This window comes from Wenyingzhuangia sp. 2_MG-2023 (assembly GCF_030548295.1).
Lineage (GTDB): Bacteria > Bacteroidota > Bacteroidia > Flavobacteriales > Flavobacteriaceae > Wenyingzhuangia.
This window is the reverse complement of record NZ_JAUOSB010000018.1, coordinates 1-15,783: the sequence shown is the minus strand read 5'-3', so window position 1 is coordinate 15,783 and position 15,783 is coordinate 1. Positions and strand designations below refer to the sequence as shown.

The 15,783-nt window shown below is 33.8% G+C and carries 15 protein-coding genes and 1 riboswitch; of the genes, 2 read left to right on the top strand and 13 right to left on the bottom strand.

Annotated elements, in window-relative coordinates:
• Positions 1 to 63 precede the first annotated feature (63 nt).
• The 12 genes from Q4548_RS14045 to thiS form a co-directional block, all read right to left on the bottom strand.
• A complete protein-coding gene (locus Q4548_RS14045; RefSeq protein ID WP_303456041.1) occupies positions 64 to 2,415 on the bottom strand; it encodes a TonB-dependent receptor in 2,352 nt (783 codons plus the stop codon).
• A gap of 199 nt (positions 2,416 to 2,614) precedes the next feature.
• Positions 2,615 to 3,190, bottom strand: coding sequence for an ATP-binding protein (locus tag Q4548_RS14040; RefSeq protein ID WP_303456039.1), 576 nt, complete (start codon positions 3,188 to 3,190; stop codon positions 2,615 to 2,617).
• The gene (pnuC, locus tag Q4548_RS14035) at positions 3,145 to 3,783 is read right to left on the bottom strand and encodes a nicotinamide riboside transporter PnuC (protein WP_303456038.1); all 639 of its coding nucleotides are present in this window, start codon (positions 3,781 to 3,783) and stop codon (positions 3,145 to 3,147) included. The genes Q4548_RS14040 and pnuC overlap by 46 nt, the downstream gene beginning before the upstream one ends.
• Entirely contained in the window at positions 3,767 to 4,027 is a 261-nt protein-coding gene (locus Q4548_RS14030) for a hypothetical protein (protein WP_167897055.1), read from the bottom strand. Before Q4548_RS14030 ends, pnuC begins: the two co-directional genes overlap by 17 nt.
• Positions 4,028 to 4,038: 11 nt before the next feature.
• Positions 4,039 to 5,151, bottom strand: a complete 1,113-nt coding sequence (thiH, locus tag Q4548_RS14025; protein ID WP_303456036.1) for a 2-iminoacetate synthase ThiH — start codon at positions 5,149 to 5,151, stop codon at positions 4,039 to 4,041.
• 130 nt (positions 5,152 to 5,281) lie between these two features.
• Positions 5,282 to 6,052 (bottom strand): thiazole synthase, encoded by a 771-nt coding sequence (locus Q4548_RS14020; protein ID WP_303456034.1) that lies wholly within the window; start codon positions 6,050 to 6,052, stop codon positions 5,282 to 5,284.
• A gap of 83 nt (positions 6,053 to 6,135) precedes the next feature.
• Positions 6,136 to 6,777 carry a thiamine phosphate synthase gene (gene thiE / locus Q4548_RS14015; RefSeq protein WP_303456032.1) on the bottom strand — a complete coding sequence of 214 codons (642 nt, stop codon included), beginning with the start codon at positions 6,775 to 6,777 and terminating at the stop codon, positions 6,136 to 6,138.
• Between the two features lie 34 nt (positions 6,778 to 6,811).
• Positions 6,812 to 7,183 (bottom strand): four helix bundle protein, encoded by a 372-nt coding sequence (locus Q4548_RS14010; RefSeq protein WP_303456031.1) that lies wholly within the window; start codon positions 7,181 to 7,183, stop codon positions 6,812 to 6,814.
• 2 nt (positions 7,184 to 7,185) lie between these two features.
• Positions 7,186 to 7,983: a hydroxymethylpyrimidine/phosphomethylpyrimidine kinase gene (locus Q4548_RS14005; protein WP_303456030.1), complete on the bottom strand. Its 798-nt coding sequence runs from the start codon at positions 7,981 to 7,983 to the stop codon at positions 7,186 to 7,188.
• A 105-nt stretch (positions 7,984 to 8,088) separates the two neighbouring features.
• On the bottom strand, positions 8,089 to 8,679 hold the full coding sequence (locus Q4548_RS14000) for a thiamine phosphate synthase (protein ID WP_303456029.1): 591 nt from the start codon (positions 8,677 to 8,679) through the stop codon (positions 8,089 to 8,091).
• A gap of 192 nt (positions 8,680 to 8,871) precedes the next feature.
• Positions 8,872 to 10,734, bottom strand: a complete 1,863-nt coding sequence (gene thiC / locus Q4548_RS13995) for a phosphomethylpyrimidine synthase ThiC (protein ID WP_303456028.1) — start codon at positions 10,732 to 10,734, stop codon at positions 8,872 to 8,874.
• 112 nt (positions 10,735 to 10,846) lie between these two features.
• A complete protein-coding gene (gene thiS, locus Q4548_RS13990; protein ID WP_303456026.1) occupies positions 10,847 to 11,050 on the bottom strand; it encodes a sulfur carrier protein ThiS in 204 nt (67 codons plus the stop codon).
• 102 nt (positions 11,051 to 11,152) lie between these two features.
• A riboswitch (TPP riboswitch) is annotated at positions 11,153 to 11,258 on the bottom strand.
• A 131-nt stretch (positions 11,259 to 11,389) separates the two neighbouring features.
• On the opposite strand from thiS, the gene Q4548_RS13985 reads away from it, so the two are divergent.
• Positions 11,390 to 11,647, top strand: a complete 258-nt coding sequence (locus Q4548_RS13985) for a SemiSWEET family sugar transporter (protein WP_303456025.1) — start codon at positions 11,390 to 11,392, stop codon at positions 11,645 to 11,647.
• Positions 11,648 to 11,649: 2 nt separating this feature from the next.
• Here the strand turns inward: Q4548_RS13985 and rlmN are convergent, their stop codons facing one another.
• The gene (gene rlmN, locus Q4548_RS13980; protein WP_303456024.1) at positions 11,650 to 12,684 is read right to left on the bottom strand and encodes a 23S rRNA (adenine(2503)-C(2))-methyltransferase RlmN; all 1,035 of its coding nucleotides are present in this window, start codon (positions 12,682 to 12,684) and stop codon (positions 11,650 to 11,652) included.
• 349 nt (positions 12,685 to 13,033) lie between these two features.
• Here rlmN and Q4548_RS13975 point away from each other — a divergent pair.
• A partial coding sequence (locus Q4548_RS13975) for a collagen-binding domain-containing protein (protein WP_303456022.1) occupies positions 13,034 to 15,783 on the top strand: 2,750 nt, incomplete at its 3' end.

The following is a 15,783-nucleotide window of genomic DNA, read 5'->3' as shown; positions in this document are numbered from 1 at the left end:
AGAGAATACGATTGCTAAAAAAAGCAGCCTAATGACTGCTTTTGTGTGAGTTGAATTTTGAAACTACAATTTAAAAGTAACTCCTACTAAAAAGTTAGTTCCTGCTTGTGGAAAATAGTACGGAGTTGTTCCCCACATATAACCATTAGAAACGTATTCTTTGTTAAATATGTTGTTTACCAAACCTGTTAGTGTAATTTCTTTAAAGGTTGATTTAGGGTGAAAACTATAGTTTAAGTTTAAATCACTAACAAAATAGCTTTTTAATTTTGATGCTTTTAATTCGGTATTACTCATGTATTGAGTATCTACAAATTTTGATAAAAGACTAATGTATAATTGGTCTATAGGAGTTACTGTAATCATGTTACCCGCTACAATACTTGGTGAATAAGAAATTTCTGTATTTCCTAAATCCGTTATAGTGGTTCCATCCGTTTCTTTATAGTCTACATTTTTGTTTTGACTAAAAGTTACATTTGGAGAAATTGTTACATATTTATTGATGTAAAAACTAGCATCTACCTCTAGTCCTAAACGATAACTTTCACCTGAATTGGTTTTAATAGGAGATCCAATATTATCTACCTGCCCAGTTAAAGTAAGCTGATCTGTGTAGAACATGTAATAAATGTTGGTGTTAATTTTAGATTTGTTTGTTTTGTAACGCCACCCTAGTTCAAAATCGTCTAATTGTTCTGGTTTTGGATTTCCGTTTTCGTAATCTGTGCGGTTAGGTTCTTTGTTGGCACGAGCATAAGATGCGTATACACTATTGCTAGTGTTTACTAAATAAGTAATTCCTGCTTTAGGATTTAAGAATTTAAAAGTATCATCAACAAGGTTGGTTTGTGCACCATTTGCCTCATAATTTACAACTCTGTATTGCAAATCTCCAAATAAAGAAAGTTGATTGTTTAGTTTATAAGTAGCTTTTGCATAAATGTTTCCATCTGTTTTGTTTCCATAATTGTCGTAATAACGATTTCTAATTTCACTATCAGATGCATTTCTAGCCCATACTACTTCTCCAAAATGATCTCCTTCGTACTTGTTTAAAGCTCCTCCAATTAAAAAGTCTAATTGTTTTGTTTTATAGTTTAAATTGTAAGTAACCCCATAAAAATCATTACTTAACCATTTTCTTCGGACTAAATCCGTAGTATTAATAGTTGTGCTTTCTATAGTAATAGGAGTTAAATTGTAGTCAGAAAAATTAGCACCTTGCTTGTATTGTTCATAAAATCCACGACCAAAAGTATAGTGTAATGCTATATTTGATGAGAAGTGGTTGTCATACTTCTGGTTCCAGTGTAGTTGTAAATGATCTTGTTCATAATCATCCACCTCGTTGTCATAATATCCTGTTACATTCCAAGCATTATCATATTTTGCTCCAGCGGAATTAAAAGTACGATCGCTAGCTAACGTAGCCGCATCAACACCATTCCAAGATTGATAAGTAATTTCATGACCTCCAAAAATTAAAGCTTTAATTAAAGTGTTGTCATCTTTATAACTTCCTTGTAAAAAATAAGAAGTCAAATCAGAAGAAGCTCTATCTACATATCCATCAGAAGTAGTTTTAGAAACTCTACCAATTAAATTGATGTGATTATTTAACAAACCTGTTCCTAATTTTGTAGTTATTTTTTTAGTGTTAAAAGAACCGGCTGAGGTAGAAACTTCACCAAAAGCTTGGTTAGCACCGTTGTCTGTTAATAAGTTTAGGCTAGCTCCAAAAGCTCCTGCTCCGTTGGTAGAAGTACCCACACCACGTTGCAATTGAATACTTTGTGTAGACGATGCAATATCATTTACATTTACCCAGTAAACTCCTTGACTTTCAGAGTCGTTGTAAGGGATTCCGTTAATGGTGACGTTGGTACGAGAAGCATCTGAACCACGAACACGAATTCCTGTATATCCTATTCCAGCACCAGCATCAGATGTTGTTACTACAGACGGCATGTAGTTCATTAAAATAGGAATGTCTTGTCCTAAATTACGTTTGGCAATTTCTTCTTTGTTTAAATTAGAGTGGGTTACAGGTGAGTTTTCTTGTACTCTAACTGCAGAAACCAATACTTCATCTAGTTGATGAGTTTGGTTTTTTAATACAAACGTAAGGTTGTTTTTTGATGAGTTTGCTTGTTTGGTAACACTAGAATATCCAATGTAAGATGCCTGTAAAGTATAGCTTCCTTCCTTTAAACGGATTTCAAACAAACCATCTAGATCTGTAATTGTTGTTTTGTTTAATTCTTTAATAAAAACAGTAGCACCAGATAAAGGCTCTAAGTTTTGATTTGTTACTTTTCCTGTTAAAACAGTTTGCGCTTGTATAGCTAAGCTCATCAATAAAAAGAAAAAGGTTATTGATGCTCCTTTTGTAAAGGCTAAGTTTAGTTTCATTTTTTTAAATAAAATGAATAAAAAGAGGTAATTATTCGGTTGTTTTGAATAGTTATAGTTTTGTAACATTTATTTCCCTAAACAGCATTGCCTGTTCTAGGTTCGTTGGGTATGATCTCAGCCGATAATAGGCACCCCTTTATGAGAACACTGCAAAGTTAGAGCGTAAAGTTGGATAAATAAACCAAACCGCTCTGTTTTATTTTAAAGACTTTGTTGTTAGAAGTTTATCAATAGTATGAATAGCGGTTTGTAAACGAGTTTCTTTGTCTCCTTTTAAGAGTAGATAAGGTTTGTTGTGGGTAATTAAAGCTTCTTCAAAAGCATTAAACATTTCTTCTCTTTCTTCGGGTTTGTCACGTAGATCATCCGCTTCCCAAGGAGTATCAATATAGGTTAAGAAATATAAATCGTAAGCGTTTTGGCTGATGGCTTTTTCAAGTTCTTTAGGTACCACTCCATTGTAGTATTGTTGGCTGTATACTTTTGTTTCTAACAAATCGGTATCGCAAATTAACACTTTGTTGGCTGTTAAAGCTAGTTTGTTTTCTAGTTGTATTTGTCCTATTGCTATTGGTACAATATCTTTAAGTTCACAAATTAATTTTTGAGTCTTCCATTTATCTTGTAAATAATTTCTGGCGAATTCTGGAACCCAATTTGTTTTGTAGTGTTTTGCTAATTCTCTAGACAACGTAGTTTTACCTGTGCTTTCGGGACCAAATAAAACTATTTTAATGATGTTCGAGGGGTGTTGTTCAAGTGTTTTTTCCATGCTAAATATCCTGAAATGGCTATTAATGTAAATACTAGATACTGAAAACTAGTAAACGTAAATCCTTTGTAAAAATAAAGAGGAATAGAAATAATGTCTCCAACAATCCAATAAATCCAATTTTCAATTTTTCTTTTTGCCATTAACCACATTCCAACAAAAAAGATAGCCGTAGTAATGGTGTCTACATACGCTGTCCAGTGTGTCCATTTGTCAAAAAAGGTGTAAACAGCGTACACAAATATTAATGTGGAAACAAAGATAAATACACTTTGCTTCTTTTCTTTTGATGTTGTTTTAGATATTGGATTTTCGGGTTTGTCATTGCTTTTTCGGGTCCATAAATACCAACCATAAATACTCATGATAAAATAATATGCATTGATCATCATATCTCCTAATAACTGCCATTTGTATAAAAGATAAACAAAAATTGAAGTACTGATAATTCCTGTAGGAAATACTAAAATGCTGTTTTTTTTAGAGTACAAAACGGAAATCAATCCAAAAAAAACGGCAATAATTTCTAAGCTAATGTCTAAAGTTTCGTAAGCAGCGTATTGACCAAATAAGAGGTTAAAAAAATGGCTCATAGTCACTACGATCTGATTTTACAATTTTCATGAATAAAATTCCATTGTCAATTAAATCAAAGGTATTCTTAAGTTCAGAAGTTATTAAGTTCATCACCTTGTCATAATCTCCATACACCTGAGTACTTAACGGATTTTCAAGAACGGTTAATCCTGAGGCTCTTAGTTTGATGATAAAATCAATAATAGGTTGTTCAAACTCGTTTTGTAAAGGAGTTAAGGTAAGTTCTACGGATATTTTCATTAATATGTTTTTTATTTAAACGCTTCCCAATCTTTCCAAACAGGTTCTAAGCCTTGGTTTTCTAACATCAAAGCTATTTCTTCGGTAGGTCTTTCGTCAGAAATTTCGAATTGTTCTAAAGATTGTGGTTCTACCACATAACCTCCAGGATTTGTTTTAGATTCGGCACTTAAAGAAGTAATTCCCAAATGTACAATGTTGTTTCTAAAAACTTCGCTTTCACGAGTACTCATTGACAATTCTACATCTTCATCTAACAATCTAAACGCACAAATGGTTTGTACCAAATGTTTGTCCGTCATTTCTACTTTAGGTTCCAATCCGCCACTGTGTGGACGTAATCTAGGGAAGGAGATAGAGTATTTTGTTTTCCAATAGGTCTTTTGTAAATACTTTAAATGCAAAGCAGTAAAAAAGCTATCGGCTCTCCAATCTTCTAATCCAAATAAAGCTCCTAATCCTATTTTATGAACTCCAGCTTTTCCCAATCTATCAGCAGTATCTAATCGATAATCAAAATTAGATTTTTTACCTTTAGGGTGATGTTTTTTGTACTCATCTCTATGATACGTTTCTTGATACACCAAAACCGCATATAAATTGGCTTCAATCAACTCTTCGTATTCATGTTGATCTAGTGGCTGAACTTCAATGGTAATGTTAGAAAATTGATCTTTAATCAATTCCATGGCATGTTTGATGTACGGAACCCCAACCGTTTTATTAGCTTCACCTGTAACTAATAAAATATGATCGTATCCTTTAGATTTTATAAAGGCAATTTCTTTTAATATTTCGTCATCCGTTAATGTTCTACGAGGAATTTTATTCGTCATACTAAAACCACAATACGTACAAATGTTCTGACATTCGTTAGACAAATACATAGGCACATACATTTGAATGGTGTTTCCAAAACGTTTTTTAGTACTTGCCATACTCAATTGTGCCATTTGCTCTAGATAAGGAGCAGCAGCAGGAGAGATTAATGCTTTAAAATCTTCTAAATCTCGCTTGTTTTTAGAAAGCGCATATTCAACATCTTGAGTCGTTTTTGCATTGATGTTTGCTAAAGTTTCATCCCAGTTGTAGGTGTCAAATTGATTTTGAAATGTGTTGTTCATATTTTTTTATTTTTAGTAGTTAAGAATATGAGGAGTTAAGAATTTTGAGTATTACTTTAGTAACCTGCTCCTTAACTCCTGCTCACTTGTGAGTTCTAACTCCTTAAATTCTGAACTACTATATACATTACTACTGTAAAAAACTCGTTAACGGACTGCTCGCTTCTGCATGTTTTTTAACACTAGCTAACTTTGCATTGTAAGCCATTCTACCTGCTTCCACAGCCATTTTAAAAGCTTTGGCCATTTGTACTGGATTTTGAGAAACGGCAATGGCTGTATTTACCAAAACAGCATCAGCACCTAATTCCATAGCATAAGCTGCATGAGATGGACTTCCAATTCCAGCATCTACAATTACAGGAACATTACTTTGTTCTATAATAATTTCTAAAAAATCAACTGTTTTAATTCCTTTGTTGGTTCCAATTGGTGCTCCTAAAGGCATTACGCATTGCACTCCTACATCTTCCAATCTTTTACATAAAACTGGATCAGCATGAATGTATGGCATTACTACAAAACCTAGTTTTACCAATTCTTCGGCGGCTTTTAAGGTTTCTATAGGATCTGGTAATAAATACCTAGGATCTGGGTGAATTTCTAATTTAATCCAATTGGTTTCCAAAGCTTCTCTGGCCAATTGTGCTGCAAAAACAGCTTCTTTAGCATCTCTTACTCCAGAGGTGTTAGGTAATAAATTCACGTTTGGACGTAGAATGCTTTGTAGCATTTTATCCTGTTCGTTATCTACATCTACACGTTTTAAAGCAACAGTAATTAATTCACTATCACTAGCAATTAAGGCTTCAGACATTAAATGGTTCGAGCTAAATTTTCCTGTTCCGGTGAACAGTCTAGAATTGAATTCTTTGTCTGCTATTTTTAAGATATCGTTCATTATTTATTTTTTAGGAGTTAAGAAGTCAATAATTTAAGTAGTTGTGTTGAGTATTCTACTCACTCTCTTTAAATTCTGAATATCTAAAACTCATACTTTTGTTCTTCGCTATTTCCTGCTTGTAATAGTTTATTAAAGGTTCTAATTTTATTAAAATCACGAGTAATTTCTCCAGACATGGCAATCCCCGAAACTCCTGATTTTAAAAGGTCATCGATGTCATTTTCTGTAATTCCTCCAATGGCAATAACGGGAGTTTCTGTTTTTAATTCTTCTATAATTAAAGAATATCCATCTAATCCTAAAACAGGACTTAAATTTTCTTTGGTAGTAGTGAATCTAAAAGGTCCCAAACCAATATAATCAACCTCTTTATTGATTAAATTTTTACAATCTTCTAAAGTGTTTGCCGTACCTCCAATAATTTGCCAAGTGTATAAATGTTTTCTGGCTTCGGTAGGACAAGCATCAGACTTTCCCAAATGAACCCCGTCAGCTTTTACTTCTTTGGCTATTTTATAATGATCGTTGATAATTAAACGAGTCTGAAAATGATTGGTAATTTCTCTAGCTTCTAAAGCTGTTTTTAACATTTTTTTATCAGATAAGTCTTTCAAACGAAGTTGTACCAATTCAGCACCCGATTGACAAGCATTCTGAATATTTTCTAAATGTTCTTTAGGTGTAGCTCCCTGTGAAATATAATGTAGTTTGTTGATGATCATTTTAATGAATTTTAGAAGTTGAGAATTTAAGGAGTTAAGAATAATTGTTCTTATTAGCGATACTTCTACAATACGCGTTTAACATTTTACTCACCTCATTTATTAAATTATTCAATTTTTGAAATTGATTTGTGTATTGTAAATCTCTAGCGAGTATCAGAAAATATTTACACTCTTCCAATGATGCTTGTGCAATGTTGTAGAATCGTAATTTCTCTTTTGAGCTTAATCTTTTGTAACCTTCGGCTATGTTCGCTGTAATAGAAACTGCGGCTCTCCTAAATTGTGATGTTAGTCCATAGATTTCTTCTTTTGGGAATTGTTTGGTGATTTTATAGACTTCTAAAACAAATTCATGTCCCTTTTGCCAAACCAATAAATCTTCAAAACTTTTGCTTTTATCCATAGTTACATAGCTTTTTCACCACTTAACTTATCTAATTCTTGACTACTATATTTATGCGTTCCCAATAAAGATTCATTACTGTTTAAAAAACTTTCCACATAATATTTAGCTAATTTACAAGCATCTTCTAATTCTTGTTCTAAAGAAATATGACAGGCTAAAGACGATGATAACACACAACCACTTCCGTGTTTTTCTGAAACTGAATCTACGTTTGGCGGAATGTTTACCATTACAATTCCGCTATGATACAATTCGTCCCAACCTTTTTTATCTTTTCTGTGTCCACCTTTTAAATAGATGTTTGTTTTGCTAGAAATATGTTCTAGGGTGTCATCAATGTCTAAGTTTGGATATAGGAGTTGAATTTCATCATAATTAGGAGTGATGATATAACACTGCTCCCAAATTTTATCTAACAAATCTTGGTTCTCATCTGTGTGAAAGTCAAAACCGGCAGTTGCTTTGATGATGGGATCTAAAACGATTTTTATTTCCGAATTTAACGAGTGTAATTTATCTAAAATAAGTAATAATGTTCTCCAAGATTGGATGATTCCTATTTTAACGGTGTTGATTTCAAAACGCTCAAACAAAGTTTCTATTTGTTGCAAAATAAGATCAGTAGGAATCCAATGACAGTTTTTAAAATCGATGTCATTTTGAACCGTAACCGCTGTACATACAGATAAACCATAAAAGTTATGTGCCTCAAATGTTTTGATATCTGAAGTAATTCCTGCTCCAGAACTTGGATCAAATCCAGCAATACTTAATATGTACTTTTTATTTTTTTGCATTATGTGTTATTTGTTATCAGTTCGAGTGAATTTTATGATTGTAAATGAGTGAAATTTGTATCGAGAAACTAAGTACTTCTCGATACGATTTTTCGTTCCTCAAAATTACTCGAAATGACGTTGCATTTTTTTAAAATCTTCCACAGGGTTTTCACTATTCCAAATACCTCCTAAAACACCCACTCCTTTAAAACCTAATTTATCAAATTTGGTTAAATTTTCTGTAGTAACACCTCCCATACCCACAATGGTTTTGTCAATGTGATTGACATCAAAACCTCTACCATTGTATCCTTCTTTTGAAATAGAGGAGAAAACAGGACTTAGTAAATGATAATCAAATTCAAACGTGCATTTTTCTAAATCTTCAGGTTCATGAAAAGAAGAGCTAATGGTTTTTCCGTACATATTATTGAGTTTGACAAAATAATCGGTAGGAGTGTCCAAATGATCTTTTCTTTTTTGTTCCTGAAAATGAATTCCTTTTAAAGAATATTCATTCACCAACTCATGAAAATAATGCACTACAATTCGGTTATGATATTGTTTATCGATCTGATTTAAATACTCACAATGTTCTTGGTAGTTTTTTTGTGGTTTTCTAAAATGATAATATTCTAAACCTTGTTGAAATAGTTGATGTAGAATTTCAATTTCGTTAGGAACATCGTTTTCAGGTGAGATTAAAATGATCATATTGTTAATTACTATTGAGTTAGGGATTGCCATTTTGTTTGAGCTCTTTTAAAATGGTGATCGAGCGTAGTCGAGATTGTAGTTTTAAAAAGCGAGTACCGAAAGCCCGGCTTTAGATGGACATCTCGACTTACTTCGACTACGCTCTGTAACCACCGATCGATGTCCATCTAAAGAAACTCCCGACTTATACTATAGATAAACTTCTGATCCTTTTTCTTTAAATTCTTGAGATTTTTCTTCCATTCCTTTTTGAAGAACTTCGTTATCGTCAGTAATTTCATTTTCAGCTGCAAAATCACGCACTTCCTGAGAAATTTTCATAGAACAAAACTTTGGTCCACACATAGAACAGAAATGTGCCACTTTTGCACCGTCTGCAGGTAAAGTTTCATCGTGATATTCCAAAGCACGTTCTGGATCTAATCCTAAATTAAACTGATCTTCCCAACGGAATTCAAAACGAGCCATACTCAAGGCATTGTCTCTGTGTTGTGAACCTGGATGACCTTTGGCCAAATCGGCAGCATGAGCAGCTAATTTGTAAGTAACCACACCTACACGAACGTCTTCTTTGTTAGGCAATCCTAAGTGTTCTTTTGGTGTTACATAACACAACATAGCACAACCAAACCAACCAATCATAGCAGCACCAATACCTGAAGTAATGTGATCGTATCCTGGAGCAATATCAGTTGTTAAAGGCCCTAATGTGTAAAAAGGAGCTTCGTCACAAACGTCAATTTGCTTTTCCATATTTTCTTTAATCATGTGCATTGGCACGTGACCTGGTCCTTCTATAAAACACTGAACCTCGTGCTTACGAGCAATTTGTGTTAACTCTCCTAATGTTTCTAATTCAGCAAATTGTGCTTCATCATTAGCATCAGCAACCGATCCTGGACGTAATCCATCTCCTAAAGAAAAAGCAACATCATAAGATTTTAAGATTTCACAAATCTCTTCAAAGTGTGTGTATAAGAAGCTTTCTTTGTGATGCGCTAAACACCATTTTGCCATAATAGATCCTCCACGTGATACAATTCCTGTAACACGATTTGCAGTCATTGGTACATAACGTAACAATACTCCAGCATGAATGGTAAAGTAATCTACTCCTTGTTCTGCTTGTTCTATTAAAGTATCACGGAAAATTTCCCATGTTAAATCTTCTGCAACACCATTTACTTTTTCCAAAGCTTGGTAAATTGGCACGGTACCAATGGGTACTGGAGAATTACGAACAATCCATTCACGAGTTTCGTGAATGTTTTCTCCTGTAGATAAATCCATAATGTTATCTGCTCCCCAACGACAAGCCCAAACTGCTTTTTCTACTTCCTCTTCAATAGAGGAAGTAACCGCTGAGTTACCAATGTTTGCATTGATTTTTACCAAGAAGTTACGACCTAAAATCATAGGCTCTGCTTCTGGGTGATTGATGTTTGATGGTATTACCGCACGACCTCTAGCAACTTCTGAACGTACAAATTCAGCAGTAATTTTATCTGGAATAGAAGCTCCAAAGTGTTCTCCTTTGTGTTGCTTTCTAATTTCAGTCATTTCGTCAATTCGTTGGTTTTCACGAATAGCGATGTATTCCATTTCTGGAGTAATAATTCCTTTTTTAGCGTAATGCAATTGGGTAACGTTTTGTCCTTTTTTAGCACGTTTTGGTTTGTGCTTTAAGTTAAAACGCATGTGGTCTAAACTTTTATCGTTTAAACGTTCGTTACAATATTTAGAAGAAAAACCGTCTAATTCTTCTACATCTCCACGATCTAAAATCCACTGTTCTCTAATTCTTTCAATTCCAGCATGGATGTCAATATCTTTGTTAGGATCTGTATAAGGTCCAGAAGTATCGTACACAGTAACAGGTTCATTTGGAGTTTTCTTTTTCGTCATAGAATCTGTAGTGTCTGCTAAAGAAATTTCACGCATTGCTACTTTAATCTGTGGGTGGATTTTTCCTTCTACGTAAATCTTTTTAGAATTAGGAAATGGATTTCTTGTGATTCCGTCCTGTTTTGGTGCAGTGTCTTTGTTTTTCATTTTTTTGAAAGTATTAAGTACTGAGTACTGAGTACAAAGTACAGTGATGTTCGTTGTTTTTATCTTTAAAAAATAGCTCAGTACTCTGTACTGACTACTTTGTACTTTAAAACTATCCTCCCTGTGTAGCTTGAATAATCAAAATATCATCTCCATTGTTGATGGTTTTAGTAGACCAAGCTGTTTTGGTAACAATTTGTTGATTAATAGCCACAGCAATTCCATGTTCTGGTTGCTCTAATTGATGTAACAAATTAGCAACAGAATTATTTTCTGAAATTTCTTTGGGTTGATTGTTTACTTTTATGGTTATCATTATTCAAAATATTTTGGTGATAACCTTTGCAGACAGATGTCTACTTAAACTTGATTAAAATAGTACGCTAAGAATTGCGTTGCTATGCTAATAACAAAAGAGGTCTATGACCTCACTTTTCCCTACGTAAGTTCTAACTTATTCAGGTTCAAAGGGTAACTCTCAGTTTTGTGGATTTGACTATTACAAAACACCCCTAAAGCTTATCGGGTACTAATGTACAATAATTATGTGGATATGATAAAATGTAAGGATGGAATTTAAATGTGTTGAATTGCTATATGAAATTCAATAAGTAAACTAGGAACTAGTTATCTTTGCAACTTAAATAAAAATAAAATGATTACTATAGCTTCTGTTTTTGGAGTATTGGGAGGAATTACTTCTAGTAGTATGTTTTTTCCGCAAGTATGGAAATCTTATAAGCAAAAGGATACTAGTAGTTTGTCTTGGATTGGACTATGCGTAGGAGCTTTAAATGGTTTTTTTTGGTTGATGTATGGAGTCTTTAAAGATGATCCTATTATTTATGTGACCAATAGTTTTTTTACACTCGGGGCTTTGTTGTTGTTAATGTTAAAGGTGAAGTATAAGTAGTTTTAACTTTTATTAGCTAATTGTCCGCAAGCAGCATCAATATCTTTACCTCTTGAGCGACGAACGTTTGCTACAATACCATTTTGTTCTAAGGTATACATATAAGCATCTGTTGCTTTTGAACTTGCTTGTTGGTATTCACCATCATCAATAGGGTTGTATTCTATAATATTTATTTTACATGGAACGTAAGAACAGAATTTCACCAATGCATTAATGTCTTCTTGTTTGTCATTAATGCCTTTCCATATTACATATTCATAAGTGATTCTTCTCTCTGTTTTTGCGTACCAATATTCTAGAGCTTCTTTTAAATCAGTAAGTGGGAAGTTTTTTGAAAAAGGCATTATTTTGTTTCTGGTTTCTTCAATAGCGGAGTGTAGAGAAACTGCCAAATTGAATTTCACTTCATCATCTGCAAGTTTTTTAATCATTTTTGGTAAACCAGAAGTAGAAACGGTAATTCTTTTTGGAGACATTCCTAAGCCTTCTTCCGAGGTAATCATTTCTATAGATTTGATTACGTTATTGTAATTCATCAAAGGTTCTCCCATTCCCATATATACAATGTTAGAGAGTTTGTGATTGTAGTAGTGCAAGCTTTCTTGATTGATCGCAGCTACTTGGTCGTAAATTTCATCCGCATTTAAATTCCTCATGCGTTTCAAACGAGCGGTTGCACAAAACTCACAATCCAAACTACAGCCTACCTGACTAGATACACAAGCAGTGGTTCTAGAGTCTGTAGGAATCAATACGGATTCTACAATAAGTCCGTCGTGTAATTTTACAGCATTCTTTACAGTACCATCGTTACTGCGTTGCATGTTGTCAACTTTGATATGATTGATGACAAAATTTGCCTCCAACATTTCTCTTGTTTGTTTAGAGATGTTTGTCATGTCTGCAAAAGAATGAGCAGATTTACTCCATAACCATTCGTAAACTTGGTTTCCACGGAATGCTTTGTCTCCTTGAGAAACAAAAAAATCTCTTAGTTGGTCTTTTGTAAGTGCTCTAATATCTTTTTTGGACATGTTTTGTGTGTAAAATAGGATTCACAAATTTATTAAATTACTAATTGATAAAAACTTTATAGTTGATTTTAATCAAAATAAATAAAATAGTAGGGGATAAAATGAAAAATTCACAACAAAAGGCTTTTTTTTGAGAATACCATATGCGAATGCGTTGTTTGATTAGATTTTTTTGTAAATTTAAAGAAACCGATGAGTGCTACCTCACTTTAGATGGTTTAGTCAATACCCTGCCCCGTTAACAAATATTTAGAAAAGCACGTAAGTGTCTTTAATACAGTGTCTTATTGTTGCGGGTCTTGATTAAAAAATCTAACTTTGTGCGCTCACACTAAAACTGTGTTAAACTATGACTAAAATTACTAAAACTACCCTGTTTTTGTTTTTGCTACTAAGTGTTTTTGTAACAAAAGCTGGAATTAGCCAAATTAGCCCAACAGAACCTGCGCAAGGATTTGATCTATTTGTGAAAGGTGATGCTCTTCTTGGAGGAGGTCATTCTCAAGGAACTGGAGCTATAGGAGGGAATGCAACTTTTGATTACAATTACAGCTTCGCTCACGATGTGGATGGAGGTTTTTCTGATTCCGCAAATGCTGAGACTACTCAAGTAGGTTTGTATGTAGATGGAGAGATCATCTTTGGTTCTGTAAATGGAGATATCAATATCAATAGTAATACTTATTTAAAAGTTGGTGATGCTTCTAATGTAACTATTCATGAGTCAATGCCTGGGAATCCTTCCCAAACAATTAACACTAGAGTTAATCAAGACCCAAATAGTATTGATACCAATCCAAAGATTATTTTAAATGTAAAGCAATCAGCGAGTTCTGTGAACCAAAGTGGGTTGATAGATTTTGATGATGCTTTTACAAAGTTTGAGTCATACTCAACTCAAATGAGTCAAATGACTGCCACAGGAACAATCAATGATTCTTACGGGACGGGTAAAATTACGCTACAAGATGGTGTCAATGTTATCAATACTACAGGAACTGTTCTTAATAGTTTGAGTGCTTTGCAATTTGAAGGAGGAACGCCATCAAGCAGCAAGCCGGTAATTATCAATGTAGATGCTTCTGGATCTTTTAGTACGCAGATGTTTAACTTTAATGGAATTGGAGATAGTGAAGGAGAATATATCTTGTTTAACTTTTATAATACTACTTCTTTAGAGTTTAATAGCAGTGCACGTACGGTAAAAGGAACTGTTTATGCTCCTTTTGCTGATTTTGAAAAAAAATCATCTAGTAACATAGACGGTCAGGTAATTGTGAAATCTTTCTATATGAAAGGTGGTGAATTACATCATCATACATTTGAAAATGATGTGGTAACTGAAAGCACTGGAGGTTCTGGAGACGGTGAAGATTGTGAGACTGATTATAAAGAAAACGGAGGAGGTTTTTCTACTAGAGTTAATTCGGTAGTGAAAAATTCAGATAATACATATACAATTCAGATTGAAGTTTCTCATGATGGTTGTAGTGGTAAAAATTGTAAAGATTTAAGTCATTTTTCTGTCGAAGTAGATAACTCGAATTCATTTTCAAACGTAAGTTGGAATTCTGTTTCAGGAAGTACAACAGGTGATGTTGAATTGTCTTTAGGAAACAATGATCCATTTGATGGATTTAAATTAGACAATGTAGGAGGTATAGGAAATGGTAAAGCAGGTTCTTTTACAATGACTTATACATTACAATCTCTACAAGATCAAGACTTTTTAGCTAAAGCAGGGAATAACTATACACAAATAGCTACATTCACGGTTGCTGAATTTACAACAGTTTTAAATTGTGGTGGAGCTGTTAGTAACGATGCAGACAACGACGGAATCACTGATGACGTAGACAACTGTGTGAATACAGCGAATCCAAATCAGGAAGATGCCGATAATGACGGGATTGGAGATGCTTGTGACGATGATGCCGATAACGACGGAATTACTGATGACGTAGACAACTGTGTGAATACAGCAAACCCAAATCAGGAAGATGCAGATAATGATGGAATTGGAGATGCTTGTGATGACGATGCAGACAACGATGGAATCGTAGATAGCGTAGACAACTGTGTGAATACAGCGAATCCAAATCAAGAAGATGCAGATAATGATGGAATTGGAGATGTTTGTGATGATAAGGATGACTCAGTAGTAGTTTGTGGTCCTGATGGGTACTTATTTCAGTACAATGATATTTATGTTGTAGATCTAGCTTCGGGTGATTATGAGTTAGTTGCAGAAAATATTACTAATAGTTCTATTAATGCTACTGGTTTCAATATGATTGATGGAAATACTTGGGGAATTTTAACAGATGAAACTACAAAGATTGTTAAAATTACATCTGATTATCAAGCTACAGAATATACAATTTCAGGTTTGCCCAATGCAGCAAGTAATAGTTATGTAGGGGATGTGGATGCGAATGGTATATATTACTTTAAAAGAGGGAATAGTACTACAGTTTATAAAGTAGACTTGAATCCAAGTTCTGCTACGTATCTAGATTATTTAGGAAGTTTTAATCTTTCAGTAGATATAACCCATCATGATTGGGCTTTCAATTCTAATGATAATATGTTGTATACTGTAGAAAGAGGTACAAACAAATTGTATAGAATAGATCCGGGTACAGGGATTGTTGAGAACATTGGACAGGTGCCAATTCTTTCTGGAAAAAATGAAGCTTATGGAGCTGTATATTTTGATGTAGCTGGAGATTTTTATGTGGCTTCAAATGATGGTGAGATATACAGAATAAAATATACCGATCAATTGAGTGCGGGAAGTAATATGATTTCTTTCTTATTTGCTCACGGACCGGCTGCTAGCTCAAATGATGGAGCAAGATGTGCAAATGCACCAGCACCTATACCAGAAAATGACATGGATGCTGATGGTATTGGTGATGACGTAGATAATTGTATTGATACTGTAAACCCAAATCAAGAAGATGCTGATAATGATGGAATTGGAGATGCTTGTGATGACGATGCAGATAACGACGGAATTACTGATGACGTAGACAACTGTGTGAATACAGCGAATCCAAATCAAGAAGATGCTGATAATGATGGAATTGGAGATGC

Coding starts and splice junctions, on each gene's coding strand:
- Q4548_RS14045 (WP_303456041.1), bottom strand. CDS start 2,415: ATGAAACTAAACTTAGCCTTTACAAAAGGAGCATCAATAACCTTTTTC.
- Q4548_RS14040 (WP_303456039.1), bottom strand. CDS start 3,190: ATGGAAAAAACACTTGAACAACACCCCTCGAACATCATTAAAATAGTT.
- pnuC (WP_303456038.1), bottom strand. CDS start 3,783: ATGAGCCATTTTTTTAACCTCTTATTTGGTCAATACGCTGCTTACGAA.
- Q4548_RS14030 (WP_167897055.1), bottom strand. CDS start 4,027: ATGAAAATATCCGTAGAACTTACCTTAACTCCTTTACAAAACGAGTTT.
- thiH (WP_303456036.1), bottom strand. CDS start 5,151: ATGAACAACACATTTCAAAATCAATTTGACACCTACAACTGGGATGAA.
- Q4548_RS14020 (WP_303456034.1), bottom strand. CDS start 6,052: ATGAACGATATCTTAAAAATAGCAGACAAAGAATTCAATTCTAGACTG.
- thiE (WP_303456032.1), bottom strand. CDS start 6,777: ATGATCATCAACAAACTACATTATATTTCACAGGGAGCTACACCTAAA.
- Q4548_RS14010 (WP_303456031.1), bottom strand. CDS start 7,183: ATGGATAAAAGCAAAAGTTTTGAAGATTTATTGGTTTGGCAAAAGGGA.
- Q4548_RS14005 (WP_303456030.1), bottom strand. CDS start 7,983: ATGCAAAAAAATAAAAAGTACATATTAAGTATTGCTGGATTTGATCCA.
- Q4548_RS14000 (WP_303456029.1), bottom strand. CDS start 8,679: ATGATCATTTTAATCTCACCTGAAAACGATGTTCCTAACGAAATTGAA.
- thiC (WP_303456028.1), bottom strand. CDS start 10,734: ATGAAAAACAAAGACACTGCACCAAAACAGGACGGAATCACAAGAAAT.
- thiS (WP_303456026.1), bottom strand. CDS start 11,050: ATGATAACCATAAAAGTAAACAATCAACCCAAAGAAATTTCAGAAAAT.
- Q4548_RS13985 (WP_303456025.1), top strand. CDS start 11,390: ATGATTACTATAGCTTCTGTTTTTGGAGTATTGGGAGGAATTACTTCT.
- rlmN (WP_303456024.1), bottom strand. CDS start 12,684: ATGTCCAAAAAAGATATTAGAGCACTTACAAAAGACCAACTAAGAGAT.